The sequence below is a fragment of the Streptomyces sp. NPDC058289 genome, assembly GCF_042880975.1.
Lineage (GTDB): Bacteria > Actinomycetota > Actinomycetes > Streptomycetales > Streptomycetaceae > Streptomyces > Streptomyces stoeckheimensis.
In genome coordinates this window covers 1-22,282 of the sequence record NZ_JBHVYI010000008.1, presented here as the reverse complement: position 1 = coordinate 22,282, position 22,282 = coordinate 1, and the positions used below count along the sequence as shown (strand labels likewise).

16 protein-coding genes are annotated in these 22,282 nt (G+C 68.9%); 8 read left to right on the top strand and 8 right to left on the bottom strand.

Going from position 1 to position 22,282, the window contains the following annotated elements; genetic code table 11:
• Positions 1 to 103: 103 nt before the first annotated feature.
• Positions 104 to 1,870: a proteasome ATPase gene (gene arc, locus ACFVX6_RS05685; protein ID WP_250740357.1), complete on the bottom strand. Its 1,767-nt coding sequence runs from the start codon at positions 1,868 to 1,870 to the stop codon at positions 104 to 106.
• A 264-nt stretch (positions 1,871 to 2,134) separates the two neighbouring features.
• Here arc and ACFVX6_RS05680 point away from each other — a divergent pair, with 264 nt between their 5' ends.
• Positions 2,135 to 2,467 carry a ferredoxin gene (locus tag ACFVX6_RS05680; RefSeq protein ID WP_351382354.1) on the top strand — a complete coding sequence of 111 codons (333 nt, stop codon included), beginning with the start codon at positions 2,135 to 2,137 and terminating at the stop codon, positions 2,465 to 2,467.
• 4 nt (positions 2,468 to 2,471) lie between these two features.
• Here ACFVX6_RS05680 and ACFVX6_RS05675 read toward each other — a convergent pair whose 3' ends face one another.
• The 3 genes from ACFVX6_RS05675 to ACFVX6_RS05665 form a co-directional block, all read right to left on the bottom strand.
• A complete protein-coding gene (locus ACFVX6_RS05675; RefSeq protein WP_389688295.1) occupies positions 2,472 to 3,107 on the bottom strand; it encodes a hypothetical protein in 636 nt (211 codons plus the stop codon).
• 230 nt (positions 3,108 to 3,337) lie between these two features.
• Positions 3,338 to 4,279 carry a tRNA (adenine-N1)-methyltransferase gene (locus ACFVX6_RS05670; RefSeq protein WP_389688293.1) on the bottom strand — a complete coding sequence of 314 codons (942 nt, stop codon included), beginning with the start codon at positions 4,277 to 4,279 and terminating at the stop codon, positions 3,338 to 3,340.
• 18 nt (positions 4,280 to 4,297) lie between these two features.
• The gene (locus tag ACFVX6_RS05665) at positions 4,298 to 5,497 is read right to left on the bottom strand and encodes a site-2 protease family protein (RefSeq protein ID WP_389688291.1); all 1,200 of its coding nucleotides are present in this window, start codon (positions 5,495 to 5,497) and stop codon (positions 4,298 to 4,300) included.
• A 176-nt stretch (positions 5,498 to 5,673) separates the two neighbouring features.
• On the opposite strand from ACFVX6_RS05665, the gene ACFVX6_RS05660 reads away from it, so the two are divergent.
• Positions 5,674 to 6,591 (top strand): RecB family exonuclease, encoded by a 918-nt coding sequence (locus ACFVX6_RS05660; RefSeq protein ID WP_389688289.1) that lies wholly within the window; start codon positions 5,674 to 5,676, stop codon positions 6,589 to 6,591.
• A 76-nt stretch (positions 6,592 to 6,667) separates the two neighbouring features.
• Entirely contained in the window at positions 6,668 to 7,342 is a 675-nt protein-coding gene (locus ACFVX6_RS05655) for a response regulator transcription factor (RefSeq protein ID WP_254384765.1), read from the top strand.
• Positions 7,343 to 7,428: 86 nt separating this feature from the next.
• Here the strand turns inward: ACFVX6_RS05655 and ACFVX6_RS05650 are convergent, their stop codons facing one another.
• The 4 genes from ACFVX6_RS05650 to metH all read right to left on the bottom strand — a co-directional run bounded on the left by ACFVX6_RS05650 (position 7,429) and on the right by metH (position 15,595).
• Positions 7,429 to 9,009 (bottom strand): ABC transporter substrate-binding protein, encoded by a 1,581-nt coding sequence (locus ACFVX6_RS05650; RefSeq protein ID WP_389688287.1) that lies wholly within the window; start codon positions 9,007 to 9,009, stop codon positions 7,429 to 7,431.
• A gap of 80 nt (positions 9,010 to 9,089) precedes the next feature.
• The gene (locus tag ACFVX6_RS05645; RefSeq protein ID WP_389688285.1) at positions 9,090 to 10,694 is read right to left on the bottom strand and encodes an ABC transporter substrate-binding protein; all 1,605 of its coding nucleotides are present in this window, start codon (positions 10,692 to 10,694) and stop codon (positions 9,090 to 9,092) included.
• 481 nt (positions 10,695 to 11,175) lie between these two features.
• Positions 11,176 to 11,877 (bottom strand): HAD family hydrolase, encoded by a 702-nt coding sequence (locus ACFVX6_RS05640; RefSeq protein WP_389688283.1) that lies wholly within the window; start codon positions 11,875 to 11,877, stop codon positions 11,176 to 11,178.
• A gap of 208 nt (positions 11,878 to 12,085) precedes the next feature.
• Entirely contained in the window at positions 12,086 to 15,595 is a 3,510-nt protein-coding gene (metH, locus tag ACFVX6_RS05635; RefSeq protein ID WP_389688281.1) for a methionine synthase, read from the bottom strand.
• Positions 15,596 to 15,858: 263 nt separating this feature from the next.
• Here metH and ACFVX6_RS05630 point away from each other — a divergent pair, with 263 nt between their 5' ends.
• The 5 genes from ACFVX6_RS05630 (at position 15,859) to ACFVX6_RS05610 (ending at position 22,141) form a co-directional block, all read left to right on the top strand.
• The gene (locus ACFVX6_RS05630; RefSeq protein ID WP_389688279.1) at positions 15,859 to 16,626 is read left to right on the top strand and encodes an IclR family transcriptional regulator; all 768 of its coding nucleotides are present in this window, start codon (positions 15,859 to 15,861) and stop codon (positions 16,624 to 16,626) included.
• A gap of 330 nt (positions 16,627 to 16,956) precedes the next feature.
• A complete protein-coding gene (locus ACFVX6_RS05625; RefSeq protein ID WP_389688277.1) occupies positions 16,957 to 17,739 on the top strand; it encodes an MIP/aquaporin family protein in 783 nt (260 codons plus the stop codon).
• A gap of 78 nt (positions 17,740 to 17,817) precedes the next feature.
• Positions 17,818 to 19,359 (top strand): glycerol kinase GlpK, encoded by a 1,542-nt coding sequence (glpK, locus tag ACFVX6_RS05620; protein ID WP_389688275.1) that lies wholly within the window; start codon positions 17,818 to 17,820, stop codon positions 19,357 to 19,359.
• A 45-nt stretch (positions 19,360 to 19,404) separates the two neighbouring features.
• A complete protein-coding gene (locus ACFVX6_RS05615) occupies positions 19,405 to 21,012 on the top strand; it encodes an FAD-dependent oxidoreductase (RefSeq protein ID WP_389688273.1) in 1,608 nt (535 codons plus the stop codon).
• A gap of 127 nt (positions 21,013 to 21,139) precedes the next feature.
• On the top strand, positions 21,140 to 22,141 hold the full coding sequence (locus tag ACFVX6_RS05610; RefSeq protein ID WP_389688271.1) for a PAC2 family protein: 1,002 nt from the start codon (positions 21,140 to 21,142) through the stop codon (positions 22,139 to 22,141).
• Positions 22,142 to 22,282: the final 141 nt, after the last annotated feature.

The window sequence follows — 22,282 nt, the reverse complement described above, 5'->3', positions numbered from 1 at the left end:
GGGGGGGGCCCCGGGGCGGCCGTGTTGGCGTCTTAATTCTTGGTTTGGTAAACCCTGGGGGGGGGGGGGGCCTTGCCGGGCCACCGCCCCCCGGCCCGCTTTGTCAGAGGTACTGACCGGTGTTGGCCACCGTGTCGATGGATCGTCCGGTGTCCGCGCCTTGCTTTCCGGTGACGAGGGTGCGGATGAATACGATCCGCTCGCCCTTCTTTCCGGAGATTCGGGCCCAGTCGTCGGGGTTGGTGGTGTTGGGCAGGTCTTCGTTCTCCTTGAACTCGTCCACGCAAGCCTGGAGGAGATGGGCGACGCGAAGGCCCTTCTGGTTGTGCTCGAGGAAGGCCTTGATGGCCATCTTCTTCGCACGGTCCACGATGTTCTGGATCATCGCGCCCGAGTTGAAGTCCTTGAAGTAGAGGACTTCCTTGTCACCGTTGGCGTACGTGACCTCGAGGAAGCGGTTTTCCTCGGTTTCGGCGTACATCTGCTCGACGACGGTCTGGATCATGCTGTGGACGGTTTCGGCCGTGGAGCCCTGGTGCTCGCCGAGGTCGTCGGTGTGCAGGGGCAGGGTGGCCTTGAGGTACTTCGCGAAGATGTCCTTGGCGGCCTCGGCGCCGGGGCGCTCGATCTTGATCTTCACGTCGAGCCGGCCGGGGCGCAGGATGGCCGGGTCGATCATGTCCTCGCGGTTGGAGGCGCCGATGACGATGACGTTCTCCAGGCCTTCCACGCCGTCGATCTCGGCGAGCAGCTGGGGGACGATGGTGTTCTCCACGTCCGAGCTGACTCCGGATCCGCGGGTGCGGAAGAGGGATTCCATCTCGTCGAAGAAGACGATGACGGGGGTGCCCTCGCTCGCCTTCTCCCTCGCACGCTGGAAGACGAGGCGGATGTGCCGCTCGGTCTCGCCGACGTACTTGTTGAGGAGTTCGGGGCCCTTGATGTTCAGGAAGTAGGACTTCCCGGTGGGCTGGCCGGTGACTTCGGCGACCTTCTTGGCAAGGGAGTTGGCCACGGCCTTGGCGATGAGCGTCTTGCCACAGCCGGGGGGGCCGTAGAGCAGGATGCCCTTCGGGGGCCGCAGTTCGTGTTCCTTGAAGAGGTCGGGGTAGAGGTAGGGGAGCTCGACGGCGTCGCGGATCAGTTCGATCTGGTCGCCCAGGCCGCCGATCTTGTCGTAGTCGATGTCCGGGACCTCTTCGAGGACGAGGTCTTCGACCTCGCTCTTGGGGACGATCTCGTAGACGTAGCCGGAGCGGGGTTCGAGCAGCAGGGAGTCGCCGGGGCGGATGGTGACGTCCAGGAGCGGCTCGGCGAGCCTCACCACCCTTTCCTCGTCGGTGTGCCCGACCACCAGGGCGCGCTCGCCGTCCTCGAGGATTTCCTTGAGGGTGACGATGTCCCCGGCCCGTTCGAACTCCATGGCCTCGACCACGTTGAGGGCCTCGTTGAGCATGACCTCCTGGCCGCGCCGGAGGTCTTCCGGTTCGACGCTGGGGCTCACGTTCACTCGGAGCTTTCGGCCGCCGGTGAAGATGTCGACGGTTCCGTCTTCGTTCGACTGCAGGAAGACTCCGAAGCCGGCCGGCGGCTGTGCGAGCCGGTCGACTTCTTCCTTGAGGGCCACGATCTGGTCGCGGGCCTCGCGCAGGGTGTTCGCCAGCCGCTCGTTCTGTGCGGAGACGCCTGCCAGGTTTGTCTGGAGCTCGACGATCCGCTCTTCGAGAATCCTCGTGTGTCGCGGAGAGTCGGCGAGCTTACGTCGCAGGACGGCGATTTCCTGCTCGAGATAGGCAACCTGGCCGGCGGGGTCCTCAGACCCTCGCCCGGGCCGGATGCCGCGGTTGATGTCGTCGTCGTGGGCTGCCACGGTCCTCACCTCCTCCAAGGGGAGCTGGACGCTTTCTGACCCTACCTGGGCTGGTGGTGATTGAAACCCCTAGATCACAAAGACGGTAGGGGTGTGTCCGATCTTCACCCTTGCGTACTCCCTCCCGTCAAGGAAATACCCACCCATCAACATCGGAAAGCAGCCGGTTGTAAGGTCGAACTGTTCAACACCCGTCAGAGCTCGTGCGACTTGCTGCGCGTTGTGACCGGGATGGATCACTCAGAGCAGGGAACGGCAGGAGATATGACCGTGCAGCAGGAGGCAGCCACCGGGCAGAACGCGGGTGCCGCCGGCGTGGCCGGAGAGCCGCTCGAGGTCTGGATCGACCAGGACCTCTGCACTGGCGACGGCATCTGTGTGCAGTACGCACCGGAGGTGTTCGAGCTGGACATCGATGGTCTGGCGTACGTGAAGAGCCCTGCCGACGAGTTGCTCGTGGAGGCGGGGGCGACCACTCCGGTTCCGCTGGTGCTGCTGCAGGACGTGGTGGATTCCGCGAAGGAATGTCCCGGGGATTGCATCCACGTAAGGCGGGTTTCGGACAGGGTCGAAGTTTTCGGTCCAGACGCGGAGTGACGCTTCAAACACCTGTGGGGGTCGAGTCCGTAAGCTCCTGGCGGAATTTTCCGCCGGTCCAGCGCCACTTGGCGAGCTGCTTGGTGTCGGGGCTGTAGCGGGGCACTTCGGGCGAGGAGTACCCGAGGAGGCTCGCGGTGACGAGGCCCTCGCGGACGGTGAGATCGGTCGCGGTCTGCTTGCGGCCGGCTTCGAGGAGTGTGGCGACGACGCGGGGTTTCGCGGCTTTCGTCGTGTCCTGTGCGAGGACGTAGATCGCGTGGGGCGGGGTGCCCGAGCCGGCGTCGCAGCGGACGGCCGCGACGGTTTCGGGGTGTCCGTCGCCGTCGAGGTCGCCTTCGGCGGTGGCCGTGACGGCTTGCGGGGCTCCTTTGCAGTCCAACGGGTACGTGATGGCGTGCGCGTCGGGAGCGGCCGCGTCGGGGCCCTTCGCGGGGCTCGCGGGAGTCGTAGAGCTGGTGGGGCCCGTGGGGCGTACCGGGTCTGCGGAGGCTCCGGTGGCCGGGTCGGGCTGCAGGAGTCCGGCGCCGGCTATGACGGCGGCCAGGGCCGAGGCGGTGGCCAGCCAGTGGACGGGCCGGGCCCGGTGGTGCGCCGGGGTGGGGGTGCTCGGCGCCGGCTCGGCGGGGCTTTGCGGCACGCGGGGTGTCTCCTGTGCGAAGGGTGACGGGGAGCCAGCATCGTGCCACACCTCACATCGGGGTGGAACGGGTGGGTCCGGGCCGGCCTGGGCGCTCGCGCGGGGCCGTCCCGCAGGACAACGAAAAGACGCTGTGGCGCAGTTCCCGGTTGTTCGGGGGGAACTGCGCCACAGCGTCTGTTTGTTGGTGGGGCGGGGCGGCCTGCCGGGTGGCGGGCCGGTCCTCGTCGTCAGCTACGGTCGCCAGTCTCGGCGGCCTCGGCCGTGTCGGCGGTCTTGGCGGCGGACTGGCTGCCGGGGCCGTCGTAGTCCTCGCCGTAGGCGCCCTTGGAGGGGCGGCGGCGGCGCATGGGGGGCTCGACGCCGTCCGCGAGGCGGCGGGCGGTGACGAGGAAGCCGGTGTGGCCGATCATGCGGTGGTCCGGGCGGACGGCCAGGCCCTCGACGTGCCAGTTGCGGATCATCGATTCCCAGGGCTGCGGTTCGGCGTAGCAGCCGAACTCGCGGATGGATTCGACGGTCCGGGAGAGCTGGGTGGTGGTGGCCACGTAGCAGCAGAGGATGCCGCCGGGGACCAGCGCCTTGGAGACGGCCTCCAGGCACTCCCAGGGGGCGAGCATGTCGAGGATCACGCGGTCGACGTCCGTGTCGGACAGGTTGTCCTGGAGGTCGCCCACGGTCAGCTGCCACGCGGGGTGCGGGCCGCCGAAGTAGCGCTCGACGTTGGCGGTGGCGATCTCGGCGAAGTCCGCGCGGCGCTCGTAGCTGTGGAGCATGCCCTGGTCGCCGATGGCGCGCAGCAGGAAGCTGCTCAGGGAGCCGGAGCCGACGCCTGCTTCGACGACTCGGGCGCCGGGGAAGATGTCGGCGAAGGCCAGGATCTGGCCTGCGTCCTTGGGGTAGACCACGGCGGCACCGCGGGGCATGGAAAGGACATAGTCGGGGAGCAGGGGACGCAGCGCGAGGTAGGCGACGTTGCCCGTGGTACGGACAACGCTTCCCTCGGGGGAGCCGATCAGCTCGTCGTGCGGGAAGGAACCCTTGTGGGTGTGGAAATTCTTCCCGGCTTCGAGCGTGAACGTGTAGTGGCGGCCCTTGGGGTCGGTGAGCTGTACCTGGTCCCCGACCTCGAAGGGCCCGCGTCGGCGGGCGGCACCGGTCGGTTCGGACATGTGACCAGTGTATTGGCTTCAGGACTGGGGCCGCGCCATGGCCTTCACGAAGGCCTTTTCCACGTCGAGGGTGGAGAGGACGCCGTAGATGGCGCCGTCGGCCTGGAGGACGAGGTATTCGGTGGCGGGGGTGGTGCGGAGGTGGTCGAGGAGTTCTTCGCCGGTGAGGTCCGCTGAAACCTTCATGCCGTCGGTGAGGTCTTGGGCGAGGGTGCCGGCGGCGACCCAGGGGCGGCGGTGTTCGGGGACGGAGGCGATGGCGCTCTCGCGGACGATGCCGGTGGGGTCTCCGAGTCCGTCGACGATGACGAGGGCGCGGGCGCCGGCTTCGTTGGCGCGGCGGAGGGCTTCGGAGAGGGGGGTGGCGTTTTCGACGGGGACGGCGCGGCGGGTGAGTTTGCGGGCGTGGAGTTCCGGGAGGTGTTCGCGCAGGCGGGCGACGCGGAGGCTGTTGCCGGCGCCGGTCCAGATGATGGCGGCGAGGATGGCGGCGAGGAGGGCGTCCATGACGGTGTCCATGCCGCCGATGTCGTCGGTGGGGTTGCCGAGGGTCCCGGTGTAGTTCAGGAGGGGCAGGCCGAGGAGGACGGCGACGGCGAGGGCGCGGCCGGCCCAGGCGGCGGCGATGGTGCCGGTCATGGGTTTGCCGGTGATGCCCCAGATGACGGCGCGGAGCATGCGGCCGCCGTCGAGGGGGAGGCCGGGGAGGAGGTTGAAGGCGGCGACGAGGAGGTTGGAGATCATGAGGCCGGCGAGGAGGACGCCGGGGACGCTGGCGGGTTCGACGGATTTCATGCCGAGGTAGAAGGCGCCGGCGAGGAGGAGGGAGAGGAGGGGGCCGACGAAGGCGAGGACGAATTCGCGGCCGGGGGTTTCGGATTCCTTCTCGATCTCGGAGACGCCGCCGAAGAACTGGAGCTGGATGCGGCGTACGGGGAGTTTGAAGCGGAGGGCGGCGATGGTGTGGGCGAGTTCGTGGACGAGGACCGAGGCGTAGAAGGCGACGGCGAAGAAGAGGGCCACGAGGTAGCGCAGGATGCCGAGGTCGGGCAGGATCCGGTCGAGCTGGTCGCCGAAGACCCAGGTGATGAGGGCGGCGACGAGGAACCAGCTGGGCGAGACGTAGACGGGCACGCCGAAGGGGCGGCCCATGAGGAGTCCGCCGCCCGGTCCTGAGCGCCGGCCCGCGCGCTCGCCGGTTTCGTCGGTGTCTGCCACGGTTGTCCTTCGTTCGCTGCTGTCCGGTGCGGTGGTGCGCCGGTGGTTCTGGTGTCTTTTTCCCGTGGTGTCGGGGTGCGCCGTTGCGCGGTGTGATGCTCCGATCATGCAGTGCGAGGGGGGTCGGCGTCGATGGTATGCGCGTGCTGTCGGTGGCGGGTCGTAGGGTTTTGTCTATGACGACGAGCCCCGGTGGCGATCCGGACGATGCAGTGACCGGTCCCGTACCCAGTCCCGTGCCCGGTCGCGTGCCCGCGCAAGCGGTGGCCGCGGCTCCTTCTTCGCTGTCGCCTTCGCGGGCGAGCGACTTCATGCGGTGTCCGTTGCTGTACCGGTTCCGGGTGATCGACAAGTTGCCGGAGAAGCCGAGTGCGGCGGCGACGCGGGGGACGTTGGTGCACGCGGTGCTGGAGCGGCTCTTCGACCACCCTGCCGAGGAGCGGACGGCGCCGCGGGCGAAGGCGTTGATCCCGGGGCAGTGGGACCGGCTGCTGGAGTCGAAGCCCGAGCTGACGGAGCTGTTCCCGGCGGGTGACGAGGGGGCGGGGCTGGCGCGCTGGCTGGGTGAGGCCGAGGCGTTGGTGGACCGGTGGTTCACGTTGGAGGACCCGACGCGGCTGGAGCCGGTGGAGCGGGAGTTCTTCGTGGAGACGGAGCTGGAGTCGGGGCTTCGGCTGCGCGGGATCATCGACCGGGTGGACGTGGCGCCGACGGGTGAGGTGCGGATCGTCGATTACAAGACGGGGAAGGCGCCGCGGCCGGAGTATGCCGAGGGTGCGCTGTTCCAGATGAAGTTCTACGCGCTGGTGGTGTGGCGGTTGAAGCGGGTGGTGCCGCGGCGGCTGCAGCTGGTGTATCTGGGCAGTGGGGACGTGGTGACGTACGACCCGGTGATCGAGGATCTGGAGCGGATGGAGCGCAAGCTGCTGGCGCTGTGGGAGGCGATCCGGGAGGCGACGGAGACGGGTGACTGGCGGCCGCGGCAGTCGAAGCTGTGCGGCTGGTGTGATCATCAGGCGGTGTGTCCGGAGTTCGGTGGTACTCCCCCGGTCTATCCGCTGGCGCTGCCGTCCGCCGGGCGGGGCGAATCCTGATCTTGGTGGCAGGGCAGAATGGGCGGGGTTCCCCGTTGGGGTCCGAATGCATCCGATTGAACGCGAGGTAGACCCCGTGGCGATCCGCGTACTGCTGGTCGATGATCAGCCGCTGCTGCGCACCGGTTTCCGGATGATCCTGGAGGCCGAGCAGGACTTGGCGGTGGTCGGTGAGGCCGGGGACGGTCTGCAGGCGTTGGACCAGGTGCGGGCGTTGCAGCCCGATGTGGTGCTGATGGACATCCGGATGCCGCGGATGGACGGGGTGGAGGCGACGCGGCAGATCACGGGTCCGGGGCGGGACGGTCCGGCGAAGGTGCTGGTGCTGACGACGTTCGATCTGGACGAGTACGTGGTGGAGGCGCTGCGGGCGGGGGCCAGTGGGTTCTTGCTGAAGGATGCGCCGGCCGCGGAGCTGGTACAGGCGATCCGGGTGGTGGCGGGTGGCGAGGCGATGCTGGCGCCGAGCATCACGCGGCGGTTGCTGGACAAGTACGCGGGGCATCTGCCGTCGGGTGAGGACAGCGTTCCGGACATGATCGCTTCGTTGACGGAGCGTGAGGTCGAGGTGTTGAAGCTGGTGGCCCGGGGGTTGTCGAATGCGGAGATCGCGGCGGATCTGTTCGTGAGCGAGACGACGGTGAAGACGCATGTGGGTCACGTGCTGACGAAGCTGGGTCTGCGTGACCGGGTGCAGGCGGCGGTGTACGCGTACGAGAGCGGTCTGGTGCGTCCGGGGGCCGGTCAGTAGGCGGTTCGGGTCGCTGTTGCGCAGATACGGGTACGGGCCCGCTTCCGCTGGGTGCGGAGGCGGGTCCGTTGTCGTGACGGGGGTGCTCAGCCCTTGCTGATCTCCCAGAAGCGGAAGACGGTGGAGGCGTCGAGGGACCACTGCAGGCCGGTCACGTTCGGGCGGGTGACGGCGTACTGCTTGCTCTGCCAGAGCGGGAGCAGCGGGATCTCGTCGGCGACGATGTCCTGGAGGCGGGCGTAGTCGCCGCTGGCGGAGGAGCGGTCGGACTTCGCGGAGGTCGACGGGATGATCGTCCCGGTGATCTCCTTGTTGTCGTAGTTGTTGTGCAGGACGTTGTCGGGGCCGAAGAAGGGCTGCGTGAAGTTGTCGGCGTCGGGGTAGTCGGGGACCCAGCCCTTGACGTAGACGCCGTACTTGCCTTCCTGGATGTCCTTCTCGTACTGCCCGAACTCGACGGATTTGACGTCGGCTTCGAAGAGGCCGCTGTCGTTGAGCTGCTTGGCGATGAGCTGGAATTCCTGGTCGGTCGAGGGGCCGTAGCGGGTGGGCGTCGAGTACAGGGTGATCTTGACCTTGTCCTTGATGCCGGCTGCGCGGAGGGTGGCCTTGGCCTTCTCGGGCTGGGGGGTGCCGCCGTAGCGGTCGAAGAAGGCGGTGGTGTGGGAGGCGATGCCGGCCGGGACGATGGAGTAGAGGGGGGTGGCGGTGCCGTCGTAGACCTCTCGGACGAGGGCTTCGCGGTCGACGAGGTAGGCGATGGCCTTGCGCACGGGGAGTTTTCCGGCGACGGGGTCGCTCGTGTTGAAGACGAGGTGTTCGACTTCGGCGCCGGCGCCCTGGACGACTTCGACCTTCTGGTCGCCGCTCTGGGTGGCGAGGCCGGCGATGTCCTTGGCGGCGAGGCCGCGGAAGGCGAAGTCGACGTCTCCGCTTTCGAGGACCTTCTTGAGGGCGGCCTGGTCCTCGTTGAAGAACTTCATGGTGACGCCGCTGTTCTTCGGCTTGGCCTTGCCGCTGTAGGTGTCGTTGACGGAGAAGGCGGCGCTCTTGTCGTTGATGGAGTCCAGTTTGTAGACGCCGGAGCCGAAGGCCTTGCCGTCGGTGCGGAGTTTGTCCGCGGGGTACTGGGTGTGGTCGACGATGGAGCCTGCGCCGGATGCGATCTTGCTGGGGAAGGTCGCGTCGGGGGCCTTGAGGTGGAAGACGACGGTCTTGTCGTCGGGGGTGTCGATGGTGCCGATCGACGCGAGCATGACGGCGGGGCCGTTCTCGTCGTTGATCTTGAGGGTGCGCTCGAAGGAGTACTTGACGTCCTTGGAGGTGAGGCCGTTGCCGTTGCTGAACTTCAGGCCGCCGCGCAGGGTGCAGACGTAGGTCTTGCTCTCGCTGCCCTCGAAGCCGCAGGACTGTGCGGCGTCGGGTTCGGGGTTGGTGCCGCCCTTGGGGAAGCTGAGCAGGGACTGGAAGACGTTGTTGAAGAGCAGCCAGGAGCCGGGGTCGTAGCCCGAGGCGGGGTCGGTGGCCTTCACCTTGTCGGATATGCCCATGACGACGCCCTTGCCGCTGCCGGCGTTGGAGCCGTCCGTCGCACCGCAACCGCTCAGCAGCGCGGCGGCGGTGGCCGCTCCGAGGGGGGCTGCCAACCACTGGTTCCGTGTCTTCACGCGAACATCCTTCTCAGTCTTACTGGCTCGTCTGGTTCTGGTGCCGGGGGTGTGGGCACCGGGGCCTGGTGCCGGGGGTGTCAGCCGCTGACGCCGCGGCCGAGTTCCCACAGCTGGAGGTCGGAGATGGCGTTGACCGACCACTCCACTCCGGTGATCCCGTCGCGTGCGGCGACGTACTGCTTGCCCTGCCACAGGGGCAGGACGGGGACGTCCTCGGCGACGATGTCCTGCATCTCCGCGATCGCGGGTCCGGCGACGCCCCGGTCGACGGCGCGGCGCGATTCGGGGATGAGCTTGGTGCGCACCGTGGTGTTGGCGTACGGCGTGCCGAGGAAGTTGTCCTGCTCCAGGAAGGGGGCGAGGAAGTTGTCGGCGTCGGGGTAGTCGGGGAACCAGCCGAGCCCGTAGGCGGCGTAGTCGCCCTTCTTCTGGGCGGGCCTGAAGGCGGCCCAGTCGGCGCCCTGGACGGTGATGTCGAAGAGCTGGGTGGAGTTCAGCTGGGTCTTGAGGGCTTCGAACTCGGCCGCGGTGCCGTCGCCGTAGTGGTCGTTGGTGTAGTTGAGGGTGAGCTTGACCGGGGTTTTGATCCCGGCGGCCTTCAGCAGGTCGGCGGCCTTGGCGGTGTTGGCTTCGCCGTACTTGTTGAAGAAGGAGTTGACGTGGCCGCTCACGGTGGTGGGGACCAGTGAGTACAGGGGCTGCGCGGACTTGCCGTAGACCTTGGTGATGAGGGCGTTGCGGTCGACGGCTGCGGCGAGGGCCTGGCGTACGGCCTTGTCCTTGACTCCGGGGGCGTCGGTGTTGAAGCCGATGTAGCGGATCTCCAGGCCGGGCATGGGGACGAGCTTGATGCCCTTGGGGGGCGTGGCGGAGAGTTCGGTGATCTGGGCGGGCGACAGGGTGCGCGAGACCATGTGGACGGCGCCGCGTTCCAGGGCTTTGCCCATGGCGTCGGAGTCGTCGAAGGTGCGCAGTTCGGCCTTGTCGTTCTGGAGCTTGAGGTCGCCCTTGTAGTGCGGGTTCTTGCTGAAGACGGCGCGGACGAGGCGGTTGTCCTTGACTTCGGCCTTCATCGTGTAGGGGCCGGAGCCGTCAACGGTGAAGCCGGTGCGGAGCTTCTTGGCGTCGTACTTCTTGGCGCTGACGATGCCGGCGGCGGGGGTGGAGAGCTTCTGCGGGAAGGTGGCGTCGGCGGTCTTGAGGTGGAAGACGACGGTGTCGGCGCCCTTGGTCTCGACGGTGTCGACGGTGGAGAGCAGCGAGGAGGGGCCGTTCTCGTCCTTGATGGCGAGGACGCGTTCGATGGAGAACTTGACGTCCTGCGCGGTGAGGGGGCTGCCGTCGGCGAAGGTGAGGCCGGGGCGCAGGACGCAGCGGTAGCTCTCGTTGCCGGTGTCGGTGAAGCGGCAGTCGTGTGCTGCTTCGGGGACGGGCTGGCCGCCGCCTCGCGGGGTGTGCATCAGCGTCTGGACGGTCTGGCGGAGGATGTTCCAGGCGCCGGCGTCGTAGGCGTAGGCGGGGTCGAGCGGGGCGGGGGCGTAGTCGGCTGCCTCGAACCGGTCGGTGGTGCCGACGACGATCGTTCCGGATCCTGCTCCTGCGCCGCTGGTGCTGCCGCAGGCGGTCAGCGCGGGGGTGAGCAGTCCGGCGGCTGCCGTCAGCGCCATGGTCTTGCGGTTCATGCTGGAAGTACTCCCTCGACCCGGCGCTTGTTCAAAGCTGGCGTGGAGGGCATCGCGACGGTCGCCCGTTCTGGGCGGAACGATCGGGCCGGTGGTGTGACGATCGGTCCACGCGGTTCCGGAAACAGGGGTGTGTGTCCGGGACGGCTGAGGTGCGGCGCAGTGCCCGTATCGACATTAGTGGCCTGCGGAGGGGTGGCTTGAACCGTGTGGCGCGGGGGTGTTGTCGCTCTGTCGCGGGAGTTGACCGGGGGGTGTGCGCGGGTGGTGCGCAGATTCGGTCAGGTGCTGATCAATGGGGACACAAGGGGTGGTGCGGGAGGGCGCGCAGTGGTGCGAAGGGGTCGTTGCGGGTGACAAAGGTCACCCGGGACAACTCCCCCGGTAGGGATGGAATTTCGGCCTCCGGGGAAGTGCGCGGGAGATCCGCCCGCGGGACCTTGGTCCTGGGGGCGGATCTCCCGGTACGGAGCGTGCGCGGTCAGTTCAGCGGAGTGATGAGGGAGCGCAGGAAGGGCAGGTCGACGTCTTCGAGGGAGTCGACGATGGTGCGGCCCGGGGCGGGTGCGATCCGGCCTACGGAGGGGATGGCGACGACCCTGCATCCGGCGGCTTCGGCGGCGGCGACGCCGGTGGCGGTGTCCTCGATGACGGCGCAGCGGGAGGGGTGGGCGCCGAGGGTGTGGGCGGCGAGGAGGTAGGGGTCGGGGTGCGGCTTGGTGCGCGTGACCTCGTCGCCGGCGACGGTCATGGTGAAGCGGTCGCGGCCGAGGGTGAGCAGGACCTGGTCGATGACGCGCCGGTGGGAGGCGGAGACCAGGGCGGTGGGTACGTTGTGCCGGGCCAGTTCGCTCAGGAGGCGTTCGGCGCCGGGCATGAGGGGTACGCGGTCGGCGATGCGGGCTTCGAAGCGCTCGTTGAGCAGGACGGTGAGTTCGGCGAGGCCGATGTCTGCGCCGGTGGATGCGATGAGGAAGCCGGCGCTGCGGGTCATGGGGCCGCCGACGACGACGTCGCGCCAGGATTCGTCGAGGCGGTGGCCGAGTTCGCCGAAGACGCCGACTTCGATCTCCCACCAGAAGCCCTCGGTGTCGACGAGGGTGCCGTCCATGTCGAGCAGCACCGCCTGCAGGGCGTGTCCGTCGGCCGTACGGGCGACGGGGGCGGGGACTGTGCTCGTCATGCGCGCACCTTTCCGGGGGTCCGTTGGGGACGAGAAGGCCGGTCACCTCGCCTCCGGGGGCGTGCCCGGGGGAACAGGTGACCGGCCTGTATGGGACCGACTAGTGTACGCCGGTCCGTCTCGATGTGCGTTGAATTACGTCTCGGCGTGCGTTGGGGTGCGTCTCAGCGCGCTTTGGGGTGCTTCTCAGCGTGCGTTGAAGTACTTCTCAGCGTGCGTTGAAGTACTTCGCTTCGGGGTGGTGGATGACGATGGCGTCGGTGGACTGTTCGGGGTGGAGCTGGAACTCCTCCGAGAGGTGGACGCCGATGCGCTCGGGCTGGAGGAGGTCGGCGATCTTGGCGCGGTCCTCCAGGTCGGGGCAGGCGCCGTAGCCGAGGGAGAAGCGGGCGCCGCGGTACTTCAGGTCGAACATGTCCTCGACCTTGGCGGGGTCCTCGCCGCCGAAGCCGAGTTCGGCGCGGACGCGGGCGTGCCAGTACTCGGCCATGGCCTCGGCGAGCTGGACGGAGAGGCCGTGGAGCTCCAGGTAGTCGCGGTAGGAGTCGGACTCGAACAGCTTGGCCGTGGCCTCGCCGATCTTGGAGCCGACGGTGACGACCTGGAGGCCGACGACGTCGGTTTCGCCGGAGTCTTCGGGGCGGAAGAAGTCGGCGAGGCACAGGCGGCGGCCGCGGCGCTGGCGCGGGAAGGTGAAGCGGGTCCGCTCGTTGCCGGCTTCGTCGAGGATGATCAGGTCCTCGCCCTTGGAGACGCAGGGGAAGTAGCCGTAGACGACGGCGGCTTCGAGGAGGTTTTCGGTGTGCAGCTTGTCGAGGAGGCCGCGCAGCCGGGGGCGTCCTTCGCTCTCGACGAGTTCCTCGTAGGTGGCTCCGCCGGCGCGGGCCTGCTTGAGGCCCCACTGGCCCTTGAAGAGGGCGCCTTCGTCGAGCCAGGAGGCGTAGTCCTTGAGCGGGATGCCCTTGACGACGCGGGTGCCCCAGAACGGCGGGGTGGGGACGGGGTTGTCGGTGGAGGTGTCGGAGCGGCCGCCCGGCTCTTCCGTCTCCTCGACGAGGGTGGGGGTGTCGCGTTTGGCGACGCGGCGCTGCTTGAGTTCGGGGAGGCTGGCGCCGGGGACTCCGCGCTTGACGGCGATGAGGGCGTCCATCAGGCGCAGGCCCTCGAAGGCGTCGCGGGCGTAGCGGACCTCGCCCTCGTAGATCTCGTGGAGGTCCTGTTCTACGTAGGCGCGGGTGAGGGCGGCGCCACCGAGGATGACCGGGTAGTCGGCTGCCAGCTTGCGCTGGTTGAGCTCCTCCAGGTTCTCCTTCATGATCACCGTGGACTTGACCAGCAGGCCGGACATGCCGATGACGTCGGCCTTGTGTTCCTGCGCGGCTTCGAGGATCGCGGAGACCGGCTGCTTGATGCCGATGTTGACGACGTTGTAGCCGTTGTTGGTCAGGATGATGTCGACGAGGTTCTTGCCGATGTCGTGGACGTCGCCGCGGACGGTGGCCAGGACGATGGTGCCCTTGCCCTCGTCGTCGCTCTTCTCCATGTGCGGTTCCAGGTGGGCCACCGCGGTCTTCATGACCTCGGCGGACTGGAGGACGAACGGCAGTTGCATCTGGCCGGAGCCGAACAGCTCGCCGACGACCTTCATGCCCTCCAGGAGGGTGTCGTTGACGATGTCGAGGGCCGGGCGGGTCTGGAGGGCCTCGTCGAGGTCGGCGTCCAGGCCGTTCTTCTCGCCGTCGATGATGCGGCGCTGCAGGCGCTCGTCGAGCGGCAGGGCGAGGAGTTCCTCGGCGCGGCCGGCCTTCATCGACTTGGTGTTGACGCCTTCGAAGAGGGCCATCAGCTTCTGCAGGGGGTCGTAGCCCTCGGCGCGCCGGTCGTAGATCAGGTCGAGGGCGGTGGTGACCTGCTCGTCGTCGAACCGGGCGATCGGCAGGATCTTGGAGGCGTGCACGATCGCGGAGTCCAGGCCGGCCTTGACGCACTCGTCGAGGAAGACGGAGTTCAGCAGGACGCGGGCGGCCGGGTTGAGGCCGAAGGAGATGTTCGACAGGCCGAGCGTGGTCTGGACGTCGGGGTGGCGGCGCTTGAGCTCGCGGATCGACTCGATCGTGGCGATGCCGTCCTTGCGGGACTCTTCCTGGCCGGTGCAGATGGTGAAGGTCAGGGTGTCGATGAGGATGTCCGACTCGAGGATCCCCCAGTTCCCGGTGAGGTCCTCGATGAGGCGCTCGGCGATGGCGACCTTGTGTTCGACGGTGCGGGCCTGGCCCTCCTCGTCGATGGTCAGGGCGATCAGCGCGGCGCCGTGTTCCTGGGCGAGGCGGGTGACCTTCGCGAAGCGGGACTCGGGGCCGTCGCCGTCCTCGTAGTTCACGGAGTTGATGACGGCGCGGCCGCCGAGCTTCTCCAGGCCGGCCCGCAGGACGGGGACCTCGGTGGAGTCCAGGACGATGGGCAGGGTGGAGGCGGTCGCGAAGCGTCCGGCGAGCTCCTGCATGTCGGCGACGCCGTCGCGGCCGACGTAGTCCACGCACAGGTCGAGCATGTGGGCGCCTTCGCGGATCTGGTCGCGGACCATCTCCACGCAGTCGTCCCAGCGGGCTTCGAGCATGGCCTCGCGGAACTTCTTCGACCCGTTGGCGTTCGTCCGCTCGCCGATCGCCATGTAGGAGATGTCCTGGCGGAACGGGACGGTCTGGTAGAGCGAGGACGCGCCGGGCTCGGGACGGGGGTCCCGGACGGCCGGGTTCAGGCCGCGGACCCGCTCCACGACCTGGCGCAGGTGCTCGGGGGTGGTGCCGCAGCAGCCGCCGACCAGGGAGAGTCCGTACTCGCGGACGAAGGTCTCCTGGGCGTCGGCGAGCTCGCTCGCGGACAGCGGGTAGTGCGCGCCGTTCTTGCCGAGGACCGGCAGGCCCGCGTTGGGCATGCAGGAGAGCGGGATGCGGGAGTTGCGCGCAAGGTAGCGCAGGTGCTCGCTCATCTCGGCGGGGCCGGTGGCGCAGTTCAGGCCGATCATGTCGATGCCCAGGGGCTCCAGCGCGGTGAGCGCGGCGCCGATCTCCGAGCCGAGGAGCATCGTGCCGGTGGTCTCCACGGTCACGGAGCAGATCAGCGGGACGGAGACGCCGAGGGCCTCCATGGCGCGGCGGGCGCCGACGATGGAGGACTTGGTCTGCAGGAGGTCCTGGGTGGTTTCCACGAGGAGCGCGTCGGCGCCGCCGGTGATCAGGCCCTCGGCGTTGATCTGGTAGGCGTCGCGGATGGTGCCGTAGTCGATGTGGCCCAGGGTGGGGAGCTTGGTGCCGGGGCCCATCGAGCCGAGGACCCAGCGCTGCTGTCCGGTGGAGGCGGTGAACTCGTCGGCGATCTCGCGGGCGATCCGGGCGCCGGCGACCGACAGCTCGAGGTTGCGGTCGGCGATGTCGTACTCGGCGAGGGCGGCGTAGTTGGTGCCGAAGGTGTTGGTCTCGACGCAGTCGACGCCGGCCTCGAAGTACTCGCGGTGCACGTTGGCCACGATGTCGGGGCGGGTGACGTTGAGGACCTCGTTGCAGCCTTCGAGCTGTTCGAAGTCGTCCAGGGTGGGGTCCTGGGCCTGGAGCATGGTTCCCATGGCTCCGTCGGCGACGACCACACGGGTCGCCAGCGCCTCACGGAGGGCATCGGCCCGGGTCTGGGTGTCTGCGGGCGGGTTCGGCAACGAGGCCATGGTTGAGCTCCCTGGGATGCGACGGCTGTCGGCTTTGCACCCCCTCTGTGTCAAGGGTGCACGCGGCCAGGGTAACGGTGCACAACCGGCCCCGGTGAGGGCGTCCCACGTGGCGGACTGCATTCTGTGCCCGGGGGGCGGCGGCTTTCGGCCGGGGTGTCCTGGACGGCTCGGCCCCGGGACACTCGTCCTCGTCATGCACGAAGTCGGCATCGACCGATAGTGTTCAGCATTGTCGAACTACGTCAGCAGGAGGCTGCGCGATGGCACGGAACATCCAGTCGCTCGAACGAGCCGCTGCGATGCTGCGGCTCCTGGCGGGCGGCGAGCGCCGGCTGGGGCTCTCGGACGTGGCCTCTTCCCTGGGCCTGGCCAAGGGCACGGCCCACGGGATCCTGCGCACGCTGCAGGCCGAGGGCTTCGTGGAGCAGGACCCGGCCTCGGGCCGCTACCAGCTCGGCGCGGAACTGCTGCGCCTGGGCAACAGCTATCTGGACGTCCACGAGCTGCGGGCGCGCGCACTGGTGTGGACGGACGATCTGGCCCGCGCGAGCGGGGAGAGCGTGTACGTGGGGGTGCTGCACAAGAGCGGGGTGCTGATCATGCACCACGTGTTCCGGCCCGACGACAGCCGTCAGGTGCTGGAGGTGGGCGCCATGCAGCCGCTGCACTCCACGGCTCTGGGCAAGGTGCTGTCCGCGTACGACCCGGTGGCGCACACGCAGGTCCTGGAGGTGGAGCGGGAGGCGTTCACCCCCCGCACGGTCACCGACGGCGTCGCCTTCGAGGAGGCGCTGGGGCTGATCCGGGCCCGGGGCTGGGCGGACGACGTCGAGGAGACGTGGGGCGGGATCGCCTCGATCGCGGCCCCCATCCACGACCGGCGCAGGATGCCGGTCGGCGCGGTCGCCGTCGCGGGCGCGGTGGAACGGGTGTGCGGGGAGTCCGGGGAGCCGCGGGCGTCCCTGGTGGCGTCCGTACGGGACTGCGCGCGGGCGGTTTCGCGCGATCTCGGGGCGGGCCGGTTCTGACCTTGGCGTGACGCCTATTGCTCTGCCTTGACCACTCAAGAGCCACGTCAAAGTGGCATTTGGGTGGTTTTTGGCGTTTGATGATCACTTATTGGCGCGTTTTGTTCGATCACACCGGCCGGTAACGATCCGGCTCATTGACCTGGTCAACCCTTGACGCCCGCTTCACCCGGGCGGAAAACTGCCGTTCATCGGTCGGCAATGCCGAACACCTACCGGCAATACGCGTTAGGGTGTGGCAAGGCCAAGGACCGGTGCAGCACTCACCGAGTGCGTGGACCGCCGGAGGGACCCGGCGGCCACCACCCCTGAACGACAAAGGAGTCGCGGGTGTCCAGCTCCGACATCTTCATCGGCGAGACCATCGGTACCGCCCTGCTCACCCTGCTCGGTGGCGGCGTGTGCGCCGCCCTGACGCTCAAGAGCTCCAAGGCCCGCGGCGCCGGCTGGCTCGCGATCACCTTCGGCTGGGGTTTCGCCGTCCTGATCGCCGCCTACGTCTCCGCGCCGCTCTCCGGTGCGCACCTGAACCCGGCGGTCACCGTCGGCATCGCGATCAAGGACGGCGCCTGGGGCGACGTGCCGGTCTACTTCGCCGGCCAGCTGCTCGGCGCCATGATCGGCGCGGTGCTGATGTGGCTCGCCTACTACGGTCAGTTCCAGGCGCACCTGGCCGACCCGGAGCACATCCGTGACGCCAAGCTCGGTCCCGAGGACCCGCACCCGCACGACGTGGCCGGCCCGGTGCTCGGGATCTTCTCCACGGGCCCCGAGATCCGCAACGTCGTCCAGAACCTGACGACCGAGATCATCGGCACCGCCGTCCTGGTCCTGGCCATCCTGACCCAGGGCCTGCAGGACGACGGCAAGGGCCTCGGCGTGATCGGCGTCCTGATCACCTCGTTCGTGGTGGTCGGCATCGGCCTCTCGCTCGGCGGCCCGACCGGTTACGCCATCAACCCGGTGCGCGACCTCGGCCCGCGCATCGTCCACTCCCTGCTGCCGCTGCCCAACAAGGGCGGCTCGGACTGGAGCTACTCCTGGATCCCGGTCCTCGGCCCCCTCGCGGGTGCCGCGCTCGCCGGCGGTCTGTACAACATCGCGTTCGCCTGATCAGCAATCGGCACCACGGCACCTCCCGCACCGCCATTCTGATTCCGCCTACTTCGACACCTGCCAGGAGCAGCCACCATGACCACCAGCACCGGCCCCTTCATCGCCGCGATCGACCAGGGCACCACTTCCTCCCGCTGCATCGTCTTCGACCGTGACGGCCGCATCGTCGCCGTCGACCAGAAGGAGCACGAGCAGATCTTCCCGAAGCCGGGCTGGGTCGAGCACGACGCCGCCGAGATCTGGACCAACGTCCAGGAGGTCGTCGCCGGGGCCATCGCCAAGGCCGCCCAGGACATTCCGGGCTTCACCTCCGCCGACGTCAAGGCCGTCGGCATCACCAACCAGCGCGAGACCACCCTGCTGTGGGACCGCCACACCGGCGAGCCGGTCCACAACGCACTGGTCTGGCAGGACACCCGCACCGACGCCCTGTGCAAGGAGCTCGGCCGCAACGTCGGCCAGGACCGCTTCCGCCGCGAGACCGGCCTGCCGCTGGCGAGCTACTTCGCCGGCCCCAAGGTCCGCTGGCTGCTCGACAACGTCGAGGGCCTGCGCGAGCGCGCCGAGGCCGGGGACATCCTCTTCGGCACCATGGACTCCTGGGTCATCTGGAACCTCACCGGCGGCCCCCAGGGCGGTGTGCACGTCACCGACGTCACCAACGCCTCGCGCACCATGCTGATGAACCTGCACACCCTGGCCTGGGACGAGAAGATCGCCGAGTCCATGGGCGTCCCGCTCAACGTCCTCCCGGAGATCAAGTCCTCCGCCGAGGTCTACGGCCACGTCAAGGAGGGCGTCCTCGCGGGTGTCCCGGTCGCCTCGGCGCTCGGTGACCAGCAGGCCGCGCTGTTCGGCCAGACCTGTTTCGCCGAGGGCGAGGCGAAGTCCACGTACGGCACCGGAACGTTCATGCTGATGAACACCGGCGACAAGATCATCAACTCCTACAGCGGCCTGCTGACCACGGTCGGCTACCAGATCGGCGACCAGAAGCCGGTCTACGCGCTGGAGGGCTCCATCGCCGTCACCGGCTCGCTCGTCCAGTGGATGCGCGACCAGATGGGTCTGATCAAGTCCGCGGCCGAGATCGAGACCCTGGCCTCCTCCGTCGAGGACAACGGCGGCGCGTACTTCGTGCCGGCCTTCTCCGGCCTGTTCGCCCCGTACTGGCGCTCCGACGCCCGCGGTGTGATCACCGGCCTCACCCGGTACGTCACCAAGGCGCACATCGCCCGTGCCGTCCTGGAGGCCACCGCCTGGCAGACCCGCGAGATCACCGACGCCATGACCAAGGACTCGGGCGTCGAGCTCGCCGCCCTCAAGGTCGACGGCGGCATGACCTCCAACAACCTGCTGATGCAGACGCTCTCGGACTTCCTGGACGCCCCCGTGGTGCGCCCGATGGTCGCCGAGACCACCTGCCTCGGCGCCGCCTACGCCGCCGGCCTGGCCGTCGGCTTCTGGCCCGACACCGACGCCCTGCGCGCCAACTGGCGCCGCGCGGCGGAGTGGACCCCGCGGATGCCCGCCGAGCAGCGGGAGCGCGAGTACAAGAGCTGGCTCAAGGCCGTCGAGCGGTCCATGGGCTGGGTCGACGACGAAGACGCCAGCTGACCGCACGGCCGGCGCAATTCGACGAGTAAGTAGGAGTCAACGGATATGAGCACCCTGCAGAGCGTTCCCACCCTGGGTACGCACCCGACCGCCGGTTCGAACGCGAGCCGCGCCGAGACCCGTGAGCAGCTGGCGAAGGCCACGTACGACCTGCTGGTCATCGGCGGTGGCATCCTGGGCACCTCGGTGGCCTGGCACGCCGCGCAGTCGGGTCTGCGGGTCGCCATGGTGGACGCCGGCGACTTCGCCGGCGCCACCTCCTCGGCCTCCTCCAAGCTCGTCCACGGCGGCCTGCGCTACCTGCAGACCGGTTCGGTCAAGCTGGTCGCCGAGAACCACCACGAGCGCCGGGTACTGGCCAAGGACGTGGCCCCGCACCTGGTCAACCCGCTCACCTTCTACCTCCCGGTGTACAAGGGCGGTCCGGTGGGCGCGGCGAAGCTGGGCGCGGGCGTGTTCGCGTACTCGGCGCTGTCGGCCTTCGGCGACGGCATGGGCAAGATCATTTCTCCGGCCCGTGCCGCCGCCGACAACCCGGGTCTGAAGACGGACAACCTCAAGGCCGTCGCGGTCTACTACGACCACCAGATGAACGATTCGCGCGTCGCCGTGATGACGGTCCGCGCGGCCGTCGAGTCGGGCGCGGTCGTCCTGAACCACGCCGAGGTCACCGGTCTGCGCATGACGCGCGGCCGGGTCTCGGGCGCCGAGCTCAAGGACCGCCTGGACGGCACCGAGTTCGGCGTGGACGCCCGTGTCGTGCTGAACGCCACCGGCCCGTGGGTGGACCACCTGCGGCGCATGGAGGACAAGCACTCGATGCCGTCCATCCGCCTTTCCAAGGGCGCGCACATCGTGATGAAGCGCAAGTCGCCGTGGAAGGCCGCCATGGCCACCCCGATCGACAAGTACCGCATCACCTTCGCCCTGCCGTGGGAGGACCAGCTGCTGCTGGGCACCACGGACGAGGTGTACGAGGGCGACCCGGCGGACGTGCGCGCCACCGAGGGCGACATCCAGCAGATCCTGGACGAGGCGGCCTTCTCGGTGAAGGACGCCGATCTGGACCGCTCGCTGATGACGTACGCCTTCGCGGGCCTGCGCGTGCTGCCCGGCGGACCCGGCGGGGTCGAGAAGGCCAAGCGCGAGACGGTCGTCTCCGAGGGTGCGGGCGGCATGCTGTCGGTGGCCGGCGGCAAGTGGACCACGTACCGGCACATCGGCCGCGTGGTCATGGACAAGCTGGCCAAGCTGCCGGGCAGCCCGCTGACCGAGGACATGGAGCCGGTGAAGTCCCTCGTACGAAGGATCGCGCTGCCCGGTGTCGCCAACCCGAACGCGGTGGCGCACCGGCTGCTCGTGGACCGCGAGCCGGGCTCCCGGATGGACCCGCTGACCGCGCGCCACCTGGCCTCGCACTACGGTTCGCTGGCTTTCGACATCGCGCGCCTCGCCAACGAGGACCCGGCGCTGGCCGAGCGGATCCACCCGGACGGGCCGGAGATCTGGGCGCAGGTCGCCTACGCCCGGGACAACGAGTGGGCCGAGACGGCGGACGACGTGCTGCGCCGCCGTACGACGGTGACGGTCCGCGGTCTGGACAGCGCCGAAGTGCGCGGCCGGGTCGAGGAGATGCTGGCCCGCAAGGCATAAGCAGTGGCGTGAACGGGCAGAGGGGCGGTTCCAGGGGGAACCGCCCCTCTGTCGTGGGCTGTGGCCGGTGCCTCATCAAGGCTTAGGCTGACCCACGTACACAAGGGAACTTCGGAAGGAGACCTGGGTGATCGAGCTTGAGGGCGTGCCCGAGCTGATCGACCCGGTCATGGTGGCCGCGTTCGAGGGCTGGAACGACGCGGGTGACGCGGCCTCCGGTGCGGTCGCACACCTGGACCGGGAGTGGAAGGGCGAGGTCTTCGCGGCTCTGGACGCCGAGGACTACTACGACTTCCAGGTCAACCGGCCGACGGTGTGGCTGGACAACGGGGTGCGGAAGATCACGTGGCCGACGACCCGGCTGTCGGTGGTCCGGATCGGCGGGACCAAACCGCGCGACCTGGTGCTGGTGCGGGGCATCGAACCGTCCATGCGGTGGCGTTCGTTCTGCAACGAGATCCTGGGCTTCGCCCACGAGCTGGGCGTGGAGATGGTCGTCATCCTGGGGGCGCTGCTGGGCGACACCCCGCACACGCGCCCGGTGCCGGTCAGCGGGGTGACCTCGGACGCGGATCTGGCGCGGACGATGGACCTGGAGGAGACCAAGTACGAGGGCCCGACCGGGATCGTGGGCATCCTCCAGGAGGCCTGCACCCATGCCGGGGTGCCGGCGGTGTCCCTGTGGGCGGCGGTGCCGCACTACGTGTCCCAGCCGCCGAACCCGAAGGCGACCCTCGCGCTGCTCAACCGGCTGGAGGATCTGATCGACATCCGGATCCCGCTGGGCGAACTCCCCGAGGACGCGCGGGCGTGGCAGCTGGGCGTGGACCAACTGGCCGCCGAGGACAGCGAGGTGGCGGAGTACGTCCAGACGCTGGAGGAGGCGCGGGACACCGCCGATCTGCCCGAGGCGTCCGGGGATGCGATCGCCCGGGAGTTCGAGCGGTACCTGCGGCGGCGGGATCCGTCCGCCGCGCCGGATCCGGGGGACGGGTCGTACCTGCGGGACACCTCCGGCGGGCTGCCCCGGACGCCGAAGCGCAAGCCGGAGCCGTCCGGGTCCGGGGACGAGCCCCCGGGCCCTCCGGCGGCCTCGCCGGACGAGGATGAGACGCCTCCGGAGGCGTAGCCGGAACGCGAAAGGGCGGGGCGGGGATTTTCTCCCCGCCCCGCCCTTTCTCCGTTTCCGCGGGCTCCGCCCCGGACCCCCCTCCTCGAACGCCGGAGGGGCTGGATCGGCCTACAGGGCCACGCCGAGCAGTGCGTCCAC

What these genes read in the sequence shown, in the direction of transcription:
- ACFVX6_RS05680 (WP_351382354.1), top strand. Translation starts at nt 2,135, where the DNA reads ATGACCGTGCAGCAGGAGGCAGCCACCGGGCAGAACGCGGGTGCCGCC.
- ACFVX6_RS05640 (WP_389688283.1), bottom strand. Translation starts at nt 11,877, where the DNA reads ATGACGAGCACAGTCCCCGCCCCCGTCGCCCGTACGGCCGACGGACAC.
- ACFVX6_RS05670 (WP_389688293.1), bottom strand. Translation starts at nt 4,279, where the DNA reads ATGTCCGAACCGACCGGTGCCGCCCGCCGACGCGGGCCCTTCGAGGTC.
- ACFVX6_RS05630 (WP_389688279.1), top strand. Translation starts at nt 15,859, where the DNA reads ATGGCACGGAACATCCAGTCGCTCGAACGAGCCGCTGCGATGCTGCGG.
- metH (WP_389688281.1), bottom strand. Translation starts at nt 15,595, where the DNA reads ATGGCCTCGTTGCCGAACCCGCCCGCAGACACCCAGACCCGGGCCGAT.
- ACFVX6_RS05645 (WP_389688285.1), bottom strand. Translation starts at nt 10,694, where the DNA reads ATGAACCGCAAGACCATGGCGCTGACGGCAGCCGCCGGACTGCTCACC.
- ACFVX6_RS05615 (WP_389688273.1), top strand. Translation starts at nt 19,405, where the DNA reads ATGAGCACCCTGCAGAGCGTTCCCACCCTGGGTACGCACCCGACCGCC.
- glpK (WP_389688275.1), top strand. Translation starts at nt 17,818, where the DNA reads ATGACCACCAGCACCGGCCCCTTCATCGCCGCGATCGACCAGGGCACC.
- ACFVX6_RS05660 (WP_389688289.1), top strand. Translation starts at nt 5,674, where the DNA reads ATGACGACGAGCCCCGGTGGCGATCCGGACGATGCAGTGACCGGTCCC.